Here is an 18,525-nt window from a genome sequence, read left to right as displayed (position 1 = left end):
TTAACCGCGTAAGTATACGGTGAAGCGCGCCTGTTAATGAACCTTTAAATGGTTTCCGGTTCATGGAGCGAGAAAATGGCGTGGCCCTGCGCATGCCAGGCGGCAATTTGCTCAAGCTGACGCGCCGCGGGCGGTTCGCCGCACCACACCAGCAGCGTTCTGCCAGGAAAGAGTTCAGGGCGCAGTTGCACCAGCGGTTGCGCCAGCACATCCACCCGCCAGCCTTTTTGCACCGCCACCCAGGCCGCGAGCCAGATTTGCGTCGCATCCTGATGATTCCAGCCGACCACCAGCGCGTCGTTGCCCGGCTTTTTCCATGCGGACTGCAGACAAAGCGCGATGTAGTTAATTAGAATGCCATCCAGCAGGCTTAAGAGCGCATGCAGCGTGGCGTGCTGTAGCTGCATCCGGCGGCGCAGCGGGGTGTAGAGATGGCGCACCAGCATCTGGGCCGGGTAGTCGCGTCCTAATTCGCTTACCCAGTGCCGCACCTGGCCCGGGTTGCCGCTGCGCAGTTTCGCAAGCAGCATCTCCTGGCGCTCGCGCCAGCCTTCCGGCTCATCGGCGCTGTCCTGGCTTAACAGGGTTTTGACTTTACTGACCTGAACGCCTTGCTCAATCCAGTGTTTGATTTCGCGGATACGGTCGATATCCGCCTCGCTGAACAAACGGTGGCCGCCGTCGGTGCGCACGGGTTTAAGCAGTCCGTAACGGCGCTGCCACGCGCGCAGCGTCACGGGGTTAACTTCACAGAGATCGGCCACTTCGCCAATCGTATATAACGCCATACTGGTTCTCTTCGGGGAATGGTACCCGTTAAATGTAGTAGGTGATGCACGAACCGGGAAAAAGAGTTTGTATCCTGTATCCCGCAGGCAAAAAGGCGATAACCACGACGCTGGACGAAAAAAGGGGAGATAAGCATCTCCCCTTCGTTTTATGGCGCTGCTGGCGCGCTGGGCGTCAGGTTATTTCACCTGCTGGCCTGGCTTCGCGCCGCTGTCCGGGCTTAACAGGAAGATATCTTTCCCGCCAGGGCCTGCGGCCATCACCATGCCTTCTGAGATACCGAAACGCATTTTACGCGGCGCGAGGTTCGCCACCATAACGGTCAGACGGCCAATCAGCGCTTGCGGGTCCGGGTAGGCGGAGCGGATGCCGGAGAAGACGTTACGTTTTTCGCCGTCCAGATCCAGCGTCAGGCGCAGCAGTTTGTCAGAGCCGTCCACAAATTCCGCGTTTTCAATCAGCGCCACGCGCAGGTCGATTTTCGCGAAATCGTCAAACGTGATGGTCTCCTGAATCGGGTTTTCCGCCAGCTCGCCAGTCGCAGGTGCCGTCGCCGCTTTCACTTCTTCTTTGGATGCTTCCACTAACGCCTCCACCTGTTTCATCTCAATACGGTTATAGAGTGCTTTAAAGCTGTTCACTTTATGGCCGAGCAGCGGGGCGTTTACGCCATCCCAGGTCAGCTCGACATTCAGGAACGCTTCGGCACGGGCGCACAGCTCCGGCAGTACCGGCTTCAGGTAGGTCATCAGCACGCGGAACAGGTTGATACCCATAGAGCAAATCGCCTGCAGATCGGCGTCGCGGCCTTCCTGTTTGGCAACTACCCACGGTGCCTGCTCATCCACGTAGCGGTTCGCGAGATCAGCAAGCGCCATGATTTCGCGGATAGCCTTACCAAACTCACGGCTCTCCCATGCCTCGCCAATCACGGCTGCGGCGTCGGTGAAGGTCTGGTAGAGCGCCGGATCAGCCAGTTCAGCGGCTAATTCACCGTCAAAACGTTTGGCGATAAAGCCCGCGTTGCGCGACGCCAGGTTGACCACTTTGTTGACGATGTCGGCGTTCACACGCTGCACGAAATCTTCCAGATTCAGGTCGATATCGTCGATGCGGGAGGAGAGCTTCGCCGCGTAGTAGTAGCGCAGGCTGTCGGCGTCGAAATGGTTCAGCCAGGTGCTGGCCTTGATGAACGTGCCGCGCGATTTAGACATTTTCGCGCCGTTGACCGTCACGTAGCCGTGGACAAACAGGTTGGTCGGTTTACGGAAACCGCTGCCTTCGAGCATTGCAGGCCAGAACAGGCTGTGGAAGTAGACGATATCTTTACCGATGAAGTGATACAGCTCGGCGTCAGAATCTTTTTTCCAGTACTCGTCAAAGCTCACGGTATCGCCGCGCTTGTCGCACAGATTTTTGAACGAGCCCATGTAGCCGATAGGCGCATCCAGCCAGACGTAAAAATATTTGCCCGGCGCGTTCGGGATTTCAAAACCGAAGTAGGGCGCGTCGCGGGAGATATCCCACTGCTGCAGGCCGGATTCAAACCACTCCTGCATTTTGTTCGCCACCTGCTCCTGGAGCGCGCCGGAGCGGGTCCACGCCTGCAGCATTTCGCTGAACGACGGCAGATCGAAGAAGAAGTGTTCAGAATCACGCATCACCGGCGTGGCGCCGGAAACGACCGATTTCGGCTCGATAAGCTCCGTCGGGCTGTAGGTCGCGCCGCAGACTTCGCAGTTATCACCGTACTGATCCGGGGATTTACATTTCGGGCAGGTGCCTTTTACAAAACGGTCCGGCAGGAACATGCCTTTTTCCGGGTCGTAGAGCTGCGAAATGGTACGGTTTTTAATAAAGCCGTTTTCTTTGAGGCGAGTATAAATCAGCTCCGACAGCACGCGGTTTTCGTCACTGTGCGTAGAGTGATAGTTGTCATAGCTGATGTTAAAGCCCGCAAAATCGGTCTGATGCTCTTTGCTCATCTCGGCAATCATCTGCTCCGGCGTAATGCCAAGCTGCTGGGCCTTGAGCATGATAGGCGTGCCGTGGGCGTCGTCGGCGCAGATGAAATTAACCTCGTGGCCGCGCATTCGCTGGTAACGGACCCAGACATCAGCCTGGATGTGCTCCAGCATATGGCCGAGGTGGATGGAGCCGTTGGCGTACGGCAGCGCGCACGTTACCAGAATTTTTTTCGCGACTTGAGTCATAGTGAGTATTACGTCTTCTGTGGCAAATGGGGCAGTCATAGTACCCGAATCCACCCGCGTTGAGTACCGCGCGGCGGCAAAAGCGCGCAAAAATGACGATAAACGCTCCTGTTCTACGCTCGTTATACATAATGAACAGACAGAATGCGTTAGCTTATTTTAAGGGAACCTCAATATAGCCTGCTTCCAGTCCTTTTACCTCAATACCTTGTACAACCGATTTACCGGTTTTAACTTCAATTTTTTTTATGGGGCCTTCCTCTGCAGCACGATAGTTTACCCATGTAACCCCGTTGATATCCTGATGCAGCGCCTCCGGGGGAACGGCAATTCCCTTCTCATTCATATAAAGTATTATCGCCAGATGTGCACTCATACCTATTCTGGCTCCTTTTGATGGCGTATCTACTGAAATGATGACATCGTAATAGACCGACATTCCTGAAGCATCTGCTGCATCACTCTGAACGGCAATAGCGCTGACATGACCCTCCAACTCTTCTCCGACAAATCCATCTCCGGTTATTTTTACTGGCATGCCTTCATGTATTCTATGTATGTCTGACTCTTCGACTTTTGTCACGACCTGCAAATGATCAAGACTGACAAGAGTTAAAAGGGGTGTTCCCTGGTTTACCGTCATTCCTGGCTGAATAACGATTTTTTTACTATTTTCCATCGGTGACTGTCGAACTATAACCCCTGCAAAAGGCGCTGTGATAATTTGGCGTTGAGATTGGGCGAGCAACATTTGAAATCGCGCTTGTGCATTAACCAGATTTAACCTGGCAAGTTCATACTCTTCACCCTGGCCTTTCAGTTCAATAACATTGAGTTCATCCTGAGAGGCGGATAAATCTTGTTGTTGAGAACGTAATTGCGCTTCAAGCGAATCAACCTCCATACGGGCAACGATGCCGCGTTTGAATAATAATTGCGTTTCCCGCAAATTTGCATATGTTGCATTCAAGCTATCCTGTGAGGCCTTTAAGGCTCTCCTGGCCCGGACAACGTCTGGGCTGTTGCTCCAGTTTTTTAATTGATGCAGTTCTCGCTGTGCCTTTAACAAATCTCCCTGTGCCTGACGTAACTGGATTTGAATTTGCTCAGGATTAATGTGAGCCAGTATCTGATTAGCCGCAACACGTTGACCTTCCTGTACCATTATTTCTTTAATGACACCTTCAAACGGAGCTGAAAGAGTTTGCTGACGTACTGCCTCAATACGCCCAACCAGTCCAATATTTTGCTCCAGCCTTTCTGGTCTTATCTGAAGCCAATTTTTATCAACGACTTGAACTTTTTGCTCATCTTCCTTTAGTAATATTAGCCCCAAGCCAGTAATAAATGCTATAACTAAAAAAAATAGTAAAAAAGGCTTCAGGCGCGCTGTTGTTAAATATTTAGATGCTAAAGGAAAATTAATCATTAATTGTTATGTCCCAACTTTGCAGGGTAGTACCCAGTTGCTGATCCAGTTCAGCCTGGGCATTAAGATAATTTATTAGCGTATTCAGACGCGCATTTTCAGCATTGCGAAGATCATTTTCATAACTCAATACCTGGAAGTTACTTGAACGTCCTACGGTAAGTTTCTCACGTTCGATCTCCAGCTTACGAAGGGATAGATCTCGAGCACGTTGCGAGATTTCATATTGCCGCCAGCGAGCGTTAATATCTCGCACTGCGTTCGTTACCTCTCGCTCCAGTTGCTGGTGAGCTTCGGCAAGCTGGATTCCACTGTTACGTACATTTACCCTGGCCTGTACTTCTGCCTGGTGGATACTCATGTCATTGACCGGTATTTCGACCTGTATGCCTACGTAGTTCTCCCATGTCCTGGATACCCCAGACTGATTATCTCGTCTGCGCACTTGATTCGCTCCACCAACAAGGGATACATCCCATTGGCTATTATTGTGAGCTACTGCCAGGTCAATATTTGCCTGCTCATTTTCAATAAGCTTAATGAGCCATTGCGGCTGGGAGTATTCTGCTTGCTTTATAGCCTGTACAACATCAACTTTTGTATCATGTGCCTGAAGTGATTCGGTTGCTTCTATTGGCGTGTTTAAATCGAGAGAGAGTAATTGCAATAACTCCAGACGCTTTGCGTCAAGGTCATTACGGGCTTGTTCAAAATTTAGTTCCTGAGAGGCAACCTCAGCTTCTGCCTGTACAATCTCAAATTCAGCCATTCTTCCTGCAGCAATCATTGCCCGGTTAACATCAACTAATTTATGTGATCGATTAAGAGATTCGCGAGCAATTTTTAGCTGCTCTTGTGCCTGCAATAATGCTCTGTAAGAAGTAATGATCCCGGTGACAGTTTGTGAAATTATTGATTTTAAATTAAGCCGGTTAATTTGCTCACTCAGTTGTGCCAAGCGAACAGGTGCTGTTGCAATATTTTTACCGGCACCACGCAGTAAAGGTTGAATGACAGTGATGCTGGCACCATCGTTTGTGGAAAAGCCAGCCATATTCGCTTTTGTATTAATATAGTTCCATCCAAGGCTTACTCTTGAACCATAAGGTGTCAGGATAGTGGTTTTTGGAGACACAGCCCCCTGACGATAACGGTCATCCTGGTTATATGTGGCAAGATAATTGCCGCTAAGCGTCAATTTCGGGTTGAATCTGTCTTGAGACACTGTAAGATCAAATTTCTGAGAAATACGGTTCAAATAAGCGCTACGTATAGCACGATTGTTTCGGAGTCCCAAATAAATAGCATCTCCCAATGTCATTTCAATTTTCTGTGCATGCAATGAGATGTCTGGGGAGTTAAAAGTTAAATTTTTTTCTTGCCCGGCAGAAACAGCCTGTTCATTTGAAAACAAATAAGCATCTACACTGACAGGCACAAATAGTATTGATATTGCTATTAAAATTTTAATCATCACGTAATGCCTGGACAGGAGATAAACGCGCCGCAGAGACTGCTGGCGATAGCCCAAATAAAAGCCCTGTAATTGCTGCGCCGCCAACACCCAGCATAAAACCTGAGGGATATAATGAGAAAGTTCCCCAGCCAGAGTAATAGACAAATAACCAGGCGGTAATAAGGCCCATAAGTGCGCCGGTAAGTGCTCCCAGACCAGTAAGAACGGTGGATTCAATTAAGAAAAGTAATGCGATATCTTTAGGTCTGGCTCCTAACGCTATACGGACGCCAATTTCACGACGCCTTTCAGCAACGTTCATCACCATAACATTCATAACACCGACTCCACCAACCAAAAGCGCTATTCCTCCAAGACCAGAAAGGAACCAGGAAAACAGGCGTGAATGTTTTTCCATACCTTTAAGTAATTGTTGAGGGAATTGTACGCTTATTTCAAAACCGGAAATTTTTTTTGCTAGCCAGTTGCGTAAAATATGGGCATTTTGAACGACGTGCTCATAATCATGATTACGAACAAGAACACTTGTAATGTATGGATTAGGAAATATACGACGCATACTGTCTATGGGCACAAAAATGGAATCATTAACGGAAAAAGGTACCAATGGGTTTTGCTCATCACTTTTGATTATCCCTATTACCTCGAAAAGGTACCCGGCAAGCTGAATATGATCCCCCGGCTTGATGTCTTTCCCTGCATTTTCCAATTGATTAGCGATATTTCCTCCCAGAACTGCATAAGTATTCCCCGTATCATATATGCTAAGAAATCGTCCCACTTTGAGATGCAGGCCCAAAACATCTGATAATTTATCAGTGCTCCCTATCGTTGTTACGTTCAATACTTGTCCTTTGAAAAGAGCATCTATATTTGCTGAGACTAAAGGGGCTACTGCAATTGTTTCAGGAATCAGTGTGTTTAAATCACTGGTATTTAAGGTTGTATTAACCGAAATTGTCTCGTTTCGATTACCAACAGGCAGTTGAATAGTCGCTGCAATCATATCGGTACCCATCCCCTTGAAGACGCTCATTGCCTGTAATTGCGCATTGTGACCAATATTTAGTAACGCAACGACGGCCATACAACCTATAGCGATTCCAATGAGAGCCAGAAATGCACGACGACCGAGGAGCCTTAAGTTTTCCAGAGATTCTCGTAAAATGTGTAAGCAAGATGGACCATAGACGAGTTTTAATTCTGAGTATATGAATGTATTGCGTTTAGCCGTTGGCATGAGATCTTTCACTGATAGTACCATCATGTACTTCTATACAACGAGACATACAGCCAGCAAGGTTTTTATCGTGCGTCACTAACAGAAGTGTTGTTTTTTCTGTTTGATTTAGTGACATTAATAAATTAATAATGCCTTCGGCATTTTTGCTATCGAGATTACCGGTAGGCTCATCGGCCAACAACAATATGGGTTCGCCTATTAATGATCGTGCGATAGCCACACGCTGGCGCTGCCCACCTGAGAGATCGGCGGGTTTATACTGGATTTTGTCGCTTAGCCCAACACGATTCAGCTGTATCTTCGCTGCCTTATAGGCATTTGATTTAGATACGCCGCGATAGAAAAGCGGTAATGCGACGTTATCTAATATTGTAAGGCGTGGTAAAAGATTATAGCTTTGAAAGACAAAGCCAATGATTTGGTTTCTGGCTATTGCTCTTATTTCACTATTAGCTTGTGACATTTCAGTGCCATTGATAAATACACTTCCAACATTAGGTTTATCTAAAAGGCCAATGATGTTGAGCAACGTGCTTTTCCCTGATCCTGAAGCGCCAACAATAGCGCAACTTTGACCATGGGGAATTGACAATGAAATGTTATTTAATATAACCTGCCGGGAAAGGTCTTTAGGATATGAATGAGAAATATTTCTCAGGCAAATTATATCTTTATTGTATTGAACCTCTGTCATTGTTCGTGATTTTATCTTTTCATCTCAACTCCATTTCTGAGAAATAAATGCGTCTAATAGTGTTTTGTTTTCCGGGAAAGAAGTGGTAAGGAAGCTCTGGGGATCATGGAGCAATTTCCCATCAACCAAACTGAAGCCATTTTTCAGTCCTTTCTCCGTGACAGTGAATACGCCATTGACGTTACGCCAGTCTGGTTCTTCCGTTTTTAATGTCACTTCACTGGCAGTTTCAATAATATAATTTTTTTGTCCTTTACCCTCGTAAGTAGCGAATTTAGCACCCAAATTTTGACCATTTACCACTGCTTCAAGGAAATCGAAATTGGCTTTGTGCGAAAATGAATAGCCTGCGTCTAATTCATAGTTCAAAAAGCCTGTGTCAAGAACGGAGCCGGAAAAGCCTTTACTACTTTTAATTCTTGTTGCAGTAGCAGTATCAGCTTCTGTAAATATGAAGGTTTGCTGATGTCCTTCCATATCAAACATGGTTCCATCATTGACGTTTGCCATTACACCGTTAAACATTCGATACGTTCCCAGGTCATGCGCTAAGTCGTCAACATATCTCAAGTCAGCACCCTCATTTTGAGCCTGCTCGTATAAGTCAGATAATATACTCCGATCTTGAGTAGTTAAAAAATTAACAGAAGACATATTCATGTTATTAACATTTAGCTGTGTTTGAACAGGAGGGGTAGAATCACTGTCACCAAAAAGGCGAGACATCATTATCCCTTTACCACTAAAGCTAATGTTCGCAATCGCTGACTCTGTATTTTCTTGTGTTCTGTTTAATTTAACAGGCTGAGAGGAAATGGTTTTCAAACGGGTGCCTGACGTATCCTGCATCTGTTTGTATGTTACGTATGATTGATTGATCATCATAATTGATATCCCTCTCGCCTGTGGTTAGTTAATTACATCTATTGGTACTTAGTAAGAAAACTCGACGGTGACGCTTTCGTTACGTGATTGCTGTAACGTCTCTGATGGTGCGCCTGTAACAGTATGGCGCAGAGAAATCCGACTGCCAGCATCGAAACGTACATCATTCAACGCCGTGGTTGATGATGAAGAACCGCTGCTTACCGGAATACAACGTGTTGGGCCTGACTGATAAGGTTGATATATGCATAATTCCGTCGTGTGCGTATAAGCAGCGGGATATGCGGCCGAATCAAAGCGAATCAGAGTCAATGTTTTGGTTGGGTTTGCAGAGCCTTTTTGGAAGTCAGCAACCTGGAATGTAAACAAGGTTGACGTAACAGGCGCTGTGCCAGCGGAGTAAAGACGGATTGAAGATGGCACTACTGTCTTTGTAATGGATCCCGTCGCAGCCATTGCAGGCAGAGAAGCAGCACATGCAGCCAGTGCTAAAGATAAATAAACAAGATTTTTTCTCATTGTTTTCCATATAAAATTCCATTTTTACACAGAACTGAGTATACCGTTCTGAGCCCTTAAGGTGCTTTTGCTTCCAATATTTGCAAAATAACCCTAAGTCTGGAGTAACGGCAGAGAATCCATTTACTTTAGCCACCAAAAATAATAGGTGACCAGGGAAAATCCCTTTTGCCTGCTCGCTTCATGGTTTTCTTATCTTCAAAGGCTGATTTAACACCATAGATAACACTTTTGGTAAGGAAGACGATGGGAACACCGACAAAAGACTTATCGCCAGATATGAAAACGTTATCGGCTATTTTCCTGATGTCGCTGGTTAATTTAACCGGCTGCTTGGCTGACCAGGCGACGTTTAATCGCGCCGGGGACATGCGCATTATCAATGGCGAGGTTTCTATTTATACCGCGCAGGCCGGGCCGGGGGATGTCTTTACGCAGTATGCGGTTTATTCCATCGATGACCCAAACCCGAAGCGCCACGCGGTGCTTTTACCTGCGTATCAGACCTGTCTGCCAAACGGCGCTTACCAGAAGGGTGAAGCGTGGGTGGCAGAGTATGTGCTGATGAAGCCCAGCGGTGAACTGCAAAAATACGCCGTATCGTTTACCTCGCCCTGAAGCCAGACGCCCACATGCCTGCTTTAGCGCACATCAGGCTAACCCCTGTGGGCGTTTAATGTCGTCTTACTCCCCGCGACTCTGTTATGATTCTATGACTGCAATTTATTAACATCAGAACAACAAAGGAGTCGGGATGAATTCGCAATCCCAGGCCAAATCCCCCGAGGCGCTGCGTGCGCTGGTCGCCGGGACGTTAGCCAATTTCCAGCACCCCACCCTGAAGCACAACCTCACGGCGCTGAAAGCGCTGCATCACGTCGCCTGGCTTGATGACACCATCCACGTCGAGTTACAGATGCCGTTTGCCTGGCGCAGCGGTTTCGAGGAGCTGAAAGAGCAGGTGAGCGCCGAGCTGCTGCGTTTAACCGGTGCCAGCGCCATCGACTGGAAACTGTCTCACAGTATCGCCACTTTAAAACGTGTGAAAAACCAGCCGGGCGTGAACGGCGTGAAAAACATTATCGCGATAAGTTCCGGTAAGGGCGGGGTAGGGAAGTCCTCCACCGCCGTCAACCTGGCGCTGGCGCTCGCGGCGGAAGGCGCGAAAGTGGGCATTCTCGATGCCGATATCTACGGCCCATCAGTGCCGACGATGCTCGGCGCGGAAGGCGAACGCCCGACCTCGCCGGACGGCACCCATATGGCGCCGATTATCTCTCACGGTCTTGCCACTAACTCCATTGGTTATCTGGTGACCGACGATAACGCCATGGTGTGGCGCGGCCCGATGGCGAGCAAAGCGCTGCTGCAACTGCTGCAGGAAACCATGTGGCCGGATCTCGACTATCTGGTGCTGGATATGCCGCCGGGCACCGGCGACATTCAGCTGACGCTCGCCCAGAACATTCCGGTGACCGGCGCGGTGGTGGTGACCACACCGCAGGACATCGCGCTTATCGATGCCAAAAAAGGCATCGTGATGTTCGAGAAAGTGGAAGTGCCGGTACTCGGCATTGTCGAAAACATGAGTATGCACATTTGCAGCAATTGCGGTCATCACGAGCCGATTTTCGGCACCGGCGGCGCGCAGAAGCTGGCAGAAACCTACCATACCCAGCTGCTGGGCCAGATGCCGCTGCATATCTCACTGCGTGAAGACCTCGACCGCGGCCAGCCGACCGTCGTCTCCCGCCCGGAGAGCGAATTCACCACGCTTTATCGCCAGCTGGCGGGCCGTGTGGCGGCGCAGCTCTACTGGCAGGGCGAAGTGATCCCGGGCGATATCGCGTTTCGCGCGGTGTAACGCCGGGTGCGTTTCGCGCCATGACAGACGCCTCCTCCGGGAGGCGTTTTTTATGGTCAGGATTTACGAAAATGCAGGAGCAGGTAAGCGCCCTCCGGTGCGTCGCCGTGCCCCTCCTGCACCCAGCCGTGACGGGCATAAAAGCGCAGCGCGCGTTCGTTTTTTTCAAGACACTTAAGCGCGCCGGTGCCGGTAAACCGCGCCTGCACGGCCTCAAGCAGCGCCGCGCCGACGCCGCGCCCCTGAGCGTCCGGGGCGACAAACAGGTGATGTAGAAAATTGTCGTTTTCGGCGATGGACGCAAACCCGAGCCGGTGACCGTCCGCCTGCGCCACCAGAATCGTTTCGCCAAGCGTGTCGGCGTCAAAATCCTCCAGTTGCCATTCGCTGCCATCAAGCCACGGCCAGCCTTCGCGCCGGGCGTGTAAATAGATCGTGCGTAAAAACGGACGATCGCTCTCTTCCCAGGGCCTGATCTCCACTGCGTTTTTCTTCATTAACGACACTCACTTACCGTTTTTTGGGTTTCTTCATAGAAAGTTATGGCACAGCAGCGTATTTTACGCGCTCTTAATTATCAGCGCGGAGCGTGGGCGTGTACGAGTTCAATCTGGTGTTATTGCTGCTCCAGCAGATGTGCGTGTTTCTGGTGATCGCCTGGGTGATGAGTAAAACGCGGTTGTTTATCCCGCTGATTCAGGTCTCGATTCGCCTGCCGCATAAGCTGTTGTGCTACGTCACGTTCTCCTGTTTTTGCATTATGGGCACCTATTTCGGGCTGCATATTCAGGATTCCATTGCCAATACCCGCGCCATCGGCGCCGTCATGGGCGGCCTGCTCGGCGGGCCGCTGGTGGGCGGGCTGGTGGGGCTTACCGGCGGTCTGCATCGCTATTCGCTTGGCGGCATGACCGCGCTGAGCTGCATGGTGTCAACGATTGTCGAAGGGCTGCTCGGGGGCATCGTTCATAGCTGGCTGATTCGCCGCGGGCGTACCGATAAAATCTTCAACCCTTTTACCGCAGGCGCGATCACGCTGGTGGCAGAGCTGGTGCAGATGGGCATTATTCTGCTGATTGCGCGCCCGTTCGGCGATGCGCTGCATCTCGTGCAAAATATCGCGGCACCCATGGTCGTTACCAATACCATCGGGGCCGCGATGTTCATGCGTATTCTGCTCGACAAGCGCGCCATGTTTGAGAAATACACCACGGCGTTTTCGGCCACCGCGCTCAAGGTTGCCTCCGCGACGGAAGGCATTCTGCGCCAGGGGTTTAACGTCGAAAACAGCATGAAGGTGGCGCAGGTGATTCGCCAGGAGCTGGAGATAGGCGCGGTCGCCATTACCGATCGCGAACAGCTGCTGGCGTTTACCGGCATCGGTATGGATCACCATCTGCCCGGTAGCCCGATTTCATCCCCCTGGACGCTACGGGCGATTGAGTCCGGCGAAGTAGTCTACGCCGACGGCAACGAAGTGCCGTACCGCTGTTCGCTGCACCCGAACTGTAAGCTCGGCTCGACGCTCGTTATTCCGCTGCGCGGCGAGAACCGCAAGGTGGTCGGCACCATCAAGCTGTATGAGCCAAAGCATCGTCTGTTCAGCTCAATCAACCGCACGCTGGGAGAAGGCATTGCGCAGCTGCTTTCCGCGCAGATCCTGGCGGGCCAGTATGAACGCCAGAAACAGCTACTCACCCAGTCGGAGATCAAACTGCTGCACGCCCAGGTGAACCCGCATTTTCTCTTTAACGCGCTGAACACGCTGATGGCGGTGATCCGCCGCGACAGCGATCAGGCCTGCCAGCTGGTGCAATATCTCTCAACGTTTTTTCGCAAAAACCTCAAGCGTCCGACGGATGTGGTGTCGCTCGCCGATGAAATCGACCATGTAAACGCCTATCTGCAAATTGAACAGGCGCGGTTTCAGTCGCATTTGCAGGTGAGCATGAACCTGCCCGATGAGCTGCGCCATATCCGGTTGCCCGCGTTCACGCTGCAGCCGATCGTTGAGAACGCCATCAAGCACGGCACGTCGCAGCTTTTAGGGCCGGGGGAAATCGCCCTGCGCGCCAGCCGCGACGACGATCATCTGGTGCTGGAAATTGAAGACAACGCCGGGCTCTATCAGCCCAACGCCGCCAGTAACGGCCTTGGCATGAGCCTGGTGGATAAACGACTGCGCGCGCGCTTTGGCGACGAGTGCGGCATTTCGGTCGCCTGTGAACAGGACCGCTTTACCCGAATTACCTTACGTTTACCGCTGGAGGGAACGACATGATTAGCGTGCTGATTGTCGATGACGAGCCGCTGGCGCGGGAAAATTTGCGCCTGCTGCTGAAAGAGGAGGCGGATATCGAGGTGGTGGGCGAATGCGCCAACGCCGTCGAGGCCATCGGCGCGGTACACCGCCTGCGCCCGGATGTGGTCTTTCTCGATATCCAGATGCCGCGCATCTCCGGCCTTGAAATGGTCGGCATGCTCGACCCCGACACCCGCCCGTGGATTGTTTTTCTGACCGCGTTTGACGAATACGCCGTGAAGGCGTTTGAAGAGCACGCGTTTGATTACCTGCTCAAGCCCATTGAGACCGCGCGCCTGCAAAAGACGCTCGCGCGGATGCGTAATGAACGCCGCGAGCAGGATATGACGCCCATCACCGAGCGCCAGGAGGCGCTGAAGTTTATTCCCTGCACCGGCCACAGCCGTATCTGGCTGCTGCAAATGGAGGACGTGGCGTTTGTCGCGAGCCGCCTGAGCGGCGTTTATGTCACCAGCAGCCAGGGGCAGGAGGGCTTCACCGAGCTGACGCTGCGCACGCTGGAGAGCCGCACGCCGCTGATGCGTTGTCACCGGCAGTATCTGGTCAATATGGCGCACCTGAAGGAGATCCGGCTGGAGGAGAATGGCCAGGCGGAGTTGCTGCTGCGCCACGGCCAGACGGTGCCGGTCAGCCGTCGTTACCTCAAAACCCTGAAAGAGGCGCTCGGGCTGCGCGGATAATCCGCAATTATCGCGGCGGTAAAATAAATGTTACCGCCCCGTACATCTTTTTCCTCGCTTGCCGATAACGGGAGGATATATCCGTATCAGGCAAAAATGAGGACTTTTTGATGGGCCTGCTTAAAGACTTTTCTATCCGCGCAGTGATGCTGACGGTGCTCGGCGTACTCTGTGTGTTATGGGCGGCCGTGGGCGTCTACAGCGTCTATTCGCTCTCGGCGATGGCCGATGGCAACCGCGTGGACCGCCAGCTGGTGTCGCAGATGACCGTGCTCAGCAAAGGCAACGATCAGTATTTCCGCTTCGTCACCCGTCTGACCCGCGCCATGGAAAACGGCACGCCGGACGCCAAATCGCTCGAATCCGCACAGCAGGCGCTCGACAACATGTCGCGCCAGCTCGACGCGTTTAAACAGCTTTCTCCCGGCCCGCTCGATCCGGCCGTATCACAACAGGTGATCGCCGACTGGCAGAAGCTGCTGGATGACGGCGTGATCCCGCAGATGAAACTGGCGCGTGAAGGCACGCCGGACGCGTACCGCGCCCATGCCGGCAAAGTGACGCCGGTATTCAGCCGCGCGTTTGGCGCGAGCGCCGAGAAATTCAACGCCGCGGCGGGCGCCAAGCTTGATGCCACCCGCGAGCGCGTCGACAGCATGACCGTCACCACCAAAACGGTGATTATTATCGCGGTGATTATCGGTCTGCTGCTTCTGCTGCTGACCGACCGCTATCTGGTGGCGATGCTGGTGAAGCCGCTGGAGAAGATCCGCAACCATTTCACGCTGATTGCCGGTGGAGACCTCAGCCAGCCGGTGGAGCCGTTTGGCCGCAACTGCGTTGGTAAACTGGTGCCGCTCCTGACTGCGATGCAGGATCAACTGCGCGAAGCGGTGAGCGCCATTCGCCACGGCAGTGAGAATATCTGGCGCGGTGCGTCGGAAATTTCGGCGGGTAATAATGATCTTTCATCCCGTACCGAAGAGCAGGCCGCGGCGCTGGAGCAGACCGCCGCCAGCATGGAAGAGCTAACTTCTACCGTGCGCCTTAACGCCGAAAACGCCCGTCAGGCGAGCGAGCTGGCGCATGCTGCCTCGGAAAACGCCGGTAAAGGCGGCCAGCTGGCGCAAAATGTTATCGAGACCATGCAGGGCATTTCCGGCAGCTCGAAGAAAATCGCCGATATTACCAGCGTAATTAACAGTATTGCGTTCCAGACCAATATTCTGGCGCTCAACGCTGCCGTGGAAGCGGCGCGTGCAGGCGAACAGGGCCGCGGCTTCGCAGTAGTCGCAGGTGAAGTGCGTAACCTCGCGAGCCGCAGCGCCGAAGCTGCCCGTGAAATCGAGGCGCTCATCACCGAATCGGTCGAGCGTATCGAGAAAGGCTCTGAGCTGGTTAACGCGGCGGGCGATTCGATGGCGGAAATCTATCGCGGCGTTTCCAACGTCAGCACGATCATCAAACAGATAGCCTCGGCGTCTGAAGAGCAGAGCAAGGGCATCTCGCAGGTGGGCGTCGCCATCACTCAGATGGATACCGTCACCCAGCAGAACGCCTCGCTGGTGGAGCAGGTGTCCGCCGCCGCCGCCGCGCTGGAGCGCCAGACCGAAGAACTGCAAAGCACCGTGCAGAAGTTCCGCCTCTCGGCCTGATATTCGTCGTCGTTGTCATAAAAAAGCCGCCTGTGAGGGCGGCTTTTTGGTTTATTCGCTGAAAAACGTTTTTGCTTGTTAGTTTCAGATTAAGTTAATAATGATTATATGAAACCCTTTAAGCTGACATGACAATATTAATTGTGGGTGTTATTCAGTCTATCTCACTGGCCGGGAGCCGTTAGAACAGGGATGATTAATTATTTAAAAAGAAGCCTGCAACTGGGTCGCCTTGTAGAGCATGGTCTTCAAAACAAGCGGCCCGAGGCACTGGAGCAGCTTAAAACGCAGCTCAAAGAACAAGTTCGTCTGCCCACGGGGTGGCGGAGCCTTGGGATGCCACTGGTATTGGCAATGGTTATGGCTGTACTTAGCTTCGCCATTCCCCAGGTTTCTTTTTGGGTGGCTATTTCGCAGAGTTTAGGGTTAGCAGAAAATGCATTCTTCATTGGCATGCTCGTCAGCAATTTTCTTTTTTGTGCGCTGATCATCCCTGCAATGACAGGGGTTGCAAGAGGATATCTCCGCGCCTTGCAGTTATGGCTGGCATTGGTGGCTATAGCGGTATTCGTTAGCGCGCTATTTTTTATCAGCGTGCTTGTGTCTTTACTTTCTTCCGAAGAAGTTGTGCGCTGGGATATTATTGGCGCTCTGCTGGGCATAATGTTTTCGGTATTCAGCGTGCGTTGTATCAATAGCAGGTTATTTATGGAAACCGTCGCCCTTGGCTTTTATAACCGTATTCTGCGTGAACAGACTAAATATCATGCTTACCCTTGAGGCGTAATGAAACGATAAACGTCCATCTGCGTACCCTTATGCTTTTAAATTAAATAAGAAAGACCCTCCTTAATGGAGAGTCTTTCTTGCTGTTTTACTCCAGCCCCAGCGCGGCGCTGAGATGCGCTATCTCCTTACGCCACTCGGCCTGCAGCGCGGGTTTCTGGTGGCGCGGTTTGCGTTCGAGATCGGCGTTGAGCCGCGTCTCCAGCTCAATCAGCCGCTCCAGCAGGCGCGCGTCACTGTGCTCATCGGGCGGTGCGGCGAGTGCCGCAGGTGCCTCATTCTCTGCCTCCTGCGTCGGCGCTGCGCGCAGACGCGCCAGCAGCGCTTCCATGTTGTGCCACTCGCTTAAACCGCCATCTTCCACGAGCCAGAAGCGGTTACAGCTTGCCTCCATCAGCGTTCTGTCGTGCGTCACCAGCAACAGCCCGCCTTGGAACGTTTGCAGCGTTTGCGCCAGCGCCTCTTTGCCTTCCATATCGAGATGGTTGGTCGGCTCGTCAAGCATCAGCAGCGAATAGCGCGCGAGCGACAGGCCGACAAACAGCAGGCGCGAGCGCTCGCCGCCGCTCAGCGTGTCGACCCGCTGCCCGTGCCGCGCCCACGGGAAACCGGCGCTGATAAGCGCAAGCTTACGCTGTTGCAACTCAGGCGCGAACGGCTCCAGCGCCTCCAGCAACGTGGCGTTATCCGGTAACTGATGCAGCGACTGATCGTAATACCCGAGCGACACGCGCGGATGGAAGGTGACGCCGGGAACCGTTTCCCCTGTTTGCCACTGTCGCCACAGCAGGCGCAGCAGCGACGACTTCCCGCAGCCGTTATGCCCGAGCAGCGCCACGCGATCCCCGCTTTTGAGCCGCGCCAGCGGCAGGGTAAAGAGCGTCGGCGCATCAGGAGCCGCGCTGACGGCCAGATCCTCCAGCTCAAGCAGGCGATCCGCCGCCAGCGCGTCGCCGGAGAGCGTCAGTCGCCAGCGGCTGCCCTGCGCCAGTTCGGTTTGCTCCTCTTTAAGCCGCGCCACCTGTTTTTCCATCTGTTTAGCTTTGCGCGCCAGATCTTCGTTGTCATAAACCTGTCCCCACGTGGCGAGCCGTTTCGCACTCGCCGTCACGCGGTCAATCTCTTTTTGCTCCGCTTTATAGCGCAGGGCATCGCTCTCATCCCGCGCCGCCAGCGCCGCGCGTGCCTGCGTACAGGGGAGATCGAACGCCTGGAGCTGACCGTCGCGCAATATCCAGGTGCGGTTGGTTACGCTGTCCAGCAGCGCGCTGTCGTGGGAGACCAGAATAAAGCTGCCGTTCCAGCGGGCCAGAAACTGCTCCAGCCACAACATCGTCGGGAGATCGAGATGGTTGCCTGGCTCGTCGAGCAACAGCAGATCGGGCGAGATAATCAGCGCCCGCGCCAGCAATAAGCGCGTGTGCTGGCCACCGCTAAGCGAGCCCGCCGTCAGCGACCAGGCCACCTCGGCAAAGCCCATATTTGCGAGCAACGCCTGCGCCCGCCAGGCGCTGCTTTCACGCTCGGCCTCAGGCAGCCTGGCCAGCAGCGCGTCCAGCAGCGTCTGCTGATGCAGTTCGTCGGGCAGATGCTGCTCCACGCGCGCCAGCAGGCAGCGCGCCGCGCGCGTCACAACGCCTTCGGCAGGCGCAAGGGTGCCGTCCAGCGCTTTCAGAAGCGTGCTTTTGCCGCAGCCGTTATGACCGATCAGGCCAATGCGGTCGCCTTTTTTCAGGGTAAAGGAAAGGGCGTTCAGCACCGGGCCAAACGGGGAATCAATGCGCAGGGAGTGCGCCGTCAGTAATGTGCTCATCGCTTACTCAGAATTTTCAGGCATAACAATGCCTCGTCAAACATCGCTGACGATAATCTGGTAAGCCCTGGAGAAGGGTGATGTGATGGGATCTTCGCTCAGGGTCCAGTTATCGCAGCACGATACCGGTAATGCCTGAGCTCTGGCGATCGCCA

Annotated in this window: 16 protein-coding genes; 6 read left to right on the top strand and 10 right to left on the bottom strand. The window is 52.7% G+C overall.

Features of this window, described 5'->3' with window-relative positions; translation table 11 throughout:
• Positions 1–44: 44 nt before the first annotated feature.
• The 8 genes from ACUW6V_RS04100 to ACUW6V_RS04065 form a co-directional block, all read right to left on the bottom strand.
• Positions 45–788: a MerR family transcriptional regulator gene (locus ACUW6V_RS04100; protein WP_004388657.1), complete on the bottom strand. Its 744-nt coding sequence runs from the start codon at positions 786–788 to the stop codon at positions 45–47.
• 180 nt (positions 789–968) lie between these two features.
• Positions 969–3,002, bottom strand: a complete 2,034-nt coding sequence (gene metG, locus ACUW6V_RS04095; protein WP_454038025.1) for a methionine--tRNA ligase — start codon at positions 3,000–3,002, stop codon at positions 969–971.
• A 154-nt stretch (positions 3,003–3,156) separates the two neighbouring features.
• The gene (locus ACUW6V_RS04090) at positions 3,157–4,431 is read right to left on the bottom strand and encodes an efflux RND transporter periplasmic adaptor subunit (protein ID WP_076727347.1); all 1,275 of its coding nucleotides are present in this window, start codon (positions 4,429–4,431) and stop codon (positions 3,157–3,159) included.
• On the bottom strand, positions 4,424–5,995 hold the full coding sequence (locus tag ACUW6V_RS04085; protein ID WP_454038024.1) for a TolC family protein: 1,572 nt from the start codon (positions 5,993–5,995) through the stop codon (positions 4,424–4,426). The genes ACUW6V_RS04090 and ACUW6V_RS04085 overlap by 8 nt, the downstream gene beginning before the upstream one ends.
• Positions 5,898–7,175 carry an ABC transporter permease gene (locus ACUW6V_RS04080; RefSeq protein WP_454038023.1) on the bottom strand — a complete coding sequence of 426 codons (1,278 nt, stop codon included), beginning with the start codon at positions 7,173–7,175 and terminating at the stop codon, positions 5,898–5,900. Before ACUW6V_RS04080 ends, ACUW6V_RS04085 begins: the two co-directional genes overlap by 98 nt.
• A complete protein-coding gene (locus tag ACUW6V_RS04075; protein ID WP_069682995.1) occupies positions 7,135–7,845 on the bottom strand; it encodes an ABC transporter ATP-binding protein in 711 nt (236 codons plus the stop codon). Before ACUW6V_RS04075 ends, ACUW6V_RS04080 begins: the two co-directional genes overlap by 41 nt.
• Before the next feature lie 24 nt (positions 7,846–7,869).
• Positions 7,870–8,730 (bottom strand): hypothetical protein, encoded by an 861-nt coding sequence (locus ACUW6V_RS04070; protein ID WP_097565820.1) that lies wholly within the window; start codon positions 8,728–8,730, stop codon positions 7,870–7,872.
• A gap of 48 nt (positions 8,731–8,778) precedes the next feature.
• Entirely contained in the window at positions 8,779–9,249 is a 471-nt protein-coding gene (locus tag ACUW6V_RS04065; RefSeq protein WP_454038022.1) for a hypothetical protein, read from the bottom strand.
• Positions 9,250–9,528: 279 nt separating this feature from the next.
• On the opposite strand from ACUW6V_RS04065, the gene ACUW6V_RS04060 reads away from it, so the two are divergent.
• Entirely contained in the window at positions 9,529–9,867 is a 339-nt protein-coding gene (locus tag ACUW6V_RS04060; protein WP_239984461.1) for a putative T6SS immunity periplasmic lipoprotein, read from the top strand.
• Between the two features lie 136 nt (positions 9,868–10,003).
• Positions 10,004–11,113 carry an iron-sulfur cluster carrier protein ApbC gene (gene apbC / locus ACUW6V_RS04055; protein WP_007776471.1) on the top strand — a complete coding sequence of 370 codons (1,110 nt, stop codon included), beginning with the start codon at positions 10,004–10,006 and terminating at the stop codon, positions 11,111–11,113.
• Between the two features lie 56 nt (positions 11,114–11,169).
• Here the strand turns inward: apbC and ACUW6V_RS04050 are convergent, their stop codons facing one another.
• Entirely contained in the window at positions 11,170–11,610 is a 441-nt protein-coding gene (locus tag ACUW6V_RS04050; RefSeq protein WP_007776469.1) for a GNAT family N-acetyltransferase, read from the bottom strand.
• A 98-nt stretch (positions 11,611–11,708) separates the two neighbouring features.
• On the opposite strand from ACUW6V_RS04050, the gene ACUW6V_RS04045 reads away from it, so the two are divergent.
• From ACUW6V_RS04045 to ACUW6V_RS04030, 4 genes are all read left to right on the top strand, one after another.
• Positions 11,709–13,394, top strand: coding sequence for a sensor histidine kinase (locus tag ACUW6V_RS04045; RefSeq protein WP_007889684.1), 1,686 nt, complete (start codon positions 11,709–11,711; stop codon positions 13,392–13,394).
• The gene (gene btsR, locus ACUW6V_RS04040; RefSeq protein ID WP_004388669.1) at positions 13,391–14,116 is read left to right on the top strand and encodes a two-component system response regulator BtsR; all 726 of its coding nucleotides are present in this window, start codon (positions 13,391–13,393) and stop codon (positions 14,114–14,116) included. The genes ACUW6V_RS04045 and btsR overlap by 4 nt, the downstream gene beginning before the upstream one ends.
• Before the next feature lie 110 nt (positions 14,117–14,226).
• On the top strand, positions 14,227–15,771 hold the full coding sequence (locus ACUW6V_RS04035) for a methyl-accepting chemotaxis protein (RefSeq protein WP_032988304.1): 1,545 nt from the start codon (positions 14,227–14,229) through the stop codon (positions 15,769–15,771).
• A 192-nt stretch (positions 15,772–15,963) separates the two neighbouring features.
• Positions 15,964–16,551 carry a hypothetical protein gene (locus ACUW6V_RS04030; protein WP_104658265.1) on the top strand — a complete coding sequence of 196 codons (588 nt, stop codon included), beginning with the start codon at positions 15,964–15,966 and terminating at the stop codon, positions 16,549–16,551.
• A 94-nt stretch (positions 16,552–16,645) separates the two neighbouring features.
• On the opposite strand, the gene ACUW6V_RS04025 is transcribed toward ACUW6V_RS04030, so the two are convergent.
• A complete protein-coding gene (locus tag ACUW6V_RS04025; RefSeq protein ID WP_105605429.1) occupies positions 16,646–18,370 on the bottom strand; it encodes an ABC-F family ATP-binding cassette domain-containing protein in 1,725 nt (574 codons plus the stop codon).
• Positions 18,371–18,525 lie beyond the last annotated feature (155 nt).

This window comes from Cronobacter sp. 153480017-3 (genome assembly GCF_053627815.1).
Note: the sequence above shows the minus strand (reverse complement) of the source record. Positions and strands in the feature narration are given on the sequence as shown.

Excerpts from the sequence above, each read along its gene's own strand:
- ACUW6V_RS04100 (WP_004388657.1), bottom strand. The coding sequence starts at position 788 with ATGGCGTTATATACGATTGGCGAAGTGGCCGATCTCTGTGAAGTTAAC.
- metG (WP_454038025.1), bottom strand. The coding sequence starts at position 3,002 with ATGACTCAAGTCGCGAAAAAAATTCTGGTAACGTGCGCGCTGCCGTAC.
- ACUW6V_RS04090 (WP_076727347.1), bottom strand. The coding sequence starts at position 4,431 with ATGATTAATTTTCCTTTAGCATCTAAATATTTAACAACAGCGCGCCTG.
- ACUW6V_RS04080 (WP_454038023.1), bottom strand. The coding sequence starts at position 7,175 with ATGATGGTACTATCAGTGAAAGATCTCATGCCAACGGCTAAACGCAAT.
- ACUW6V_RS04075 (WP_069682995.1), bottom strand. The coding sequence starts at position 7,845 with ATGACAGAGGTTCAATACAATAAAGATATAATTTGCCTGAGAAATATT.
- ACUW6V_RS04070 (WP_097565820.1), bottom strand. The coding sequence starts at position 8,730 with ATGATGATCAATCAATCATACGTAACATACAAACAGATGCAGGATACG.
- ACUW6V_RS04065 (WP_454038022.1), bottom strand. The coding sequence starts at position 9,249 with ATGAGAAAAAATCTTGTTTATTTATCTTTAGCACTGGCTGCATGTGCT.
- ACUW6V_RS04060 (WP_239984461.1), top strand. The coding sequence starts at position 9,529 with ATGAAAACGTTATCGGCTATTTTCCTGATGTCGCTGGTTAATTTAACC.
- apbC (WP_007776471.1), top strand. The coding sequence starts at position 10,004 with ATGAATTCGCAATCCCAGGCCAAATCCCCCGAGGCGCTGCGTGCGCTG.
- ACUW6V_RS04050 (WP_007776469.1), bottom strand. The coding sequence starts at position 11,610 with ATGAAGAAAAACGCAGTGGAGATCAGGCCCTGGGAAGAGAGCGATCGT.
- btsR (WP_004388669.1), top strand. The coding sequence starts at position 13,391 with ATGATTAGCGTGCTGATTGTCGATGACGAGCCGCTGGCGCGGGAAAAT.
- ACUW6V_RS04035 (WP_032988304.1), top strand. The coding sequence starts at position 14,227 with ATGGGCCTGCTTAAAGACTTTTCTATCCGCGCAGTGATGCTGACGGTG.
- ACUW6V_RS04030 (WP_104658265.1), top strand. The coding sequence starts at position 15,964 with ATGATTAATTATTTAAAAAGAAGCCTGCAACTGGGTCGCCTTGTAGAG.
- ACUW6V_RS04025 (WP_105605429.1), bottom strand. The coding sequence starts at position 18,370 with ATGAGCACATTACTGACGGCGCACTCCCTGCGCATTGATTCCCCGTTT.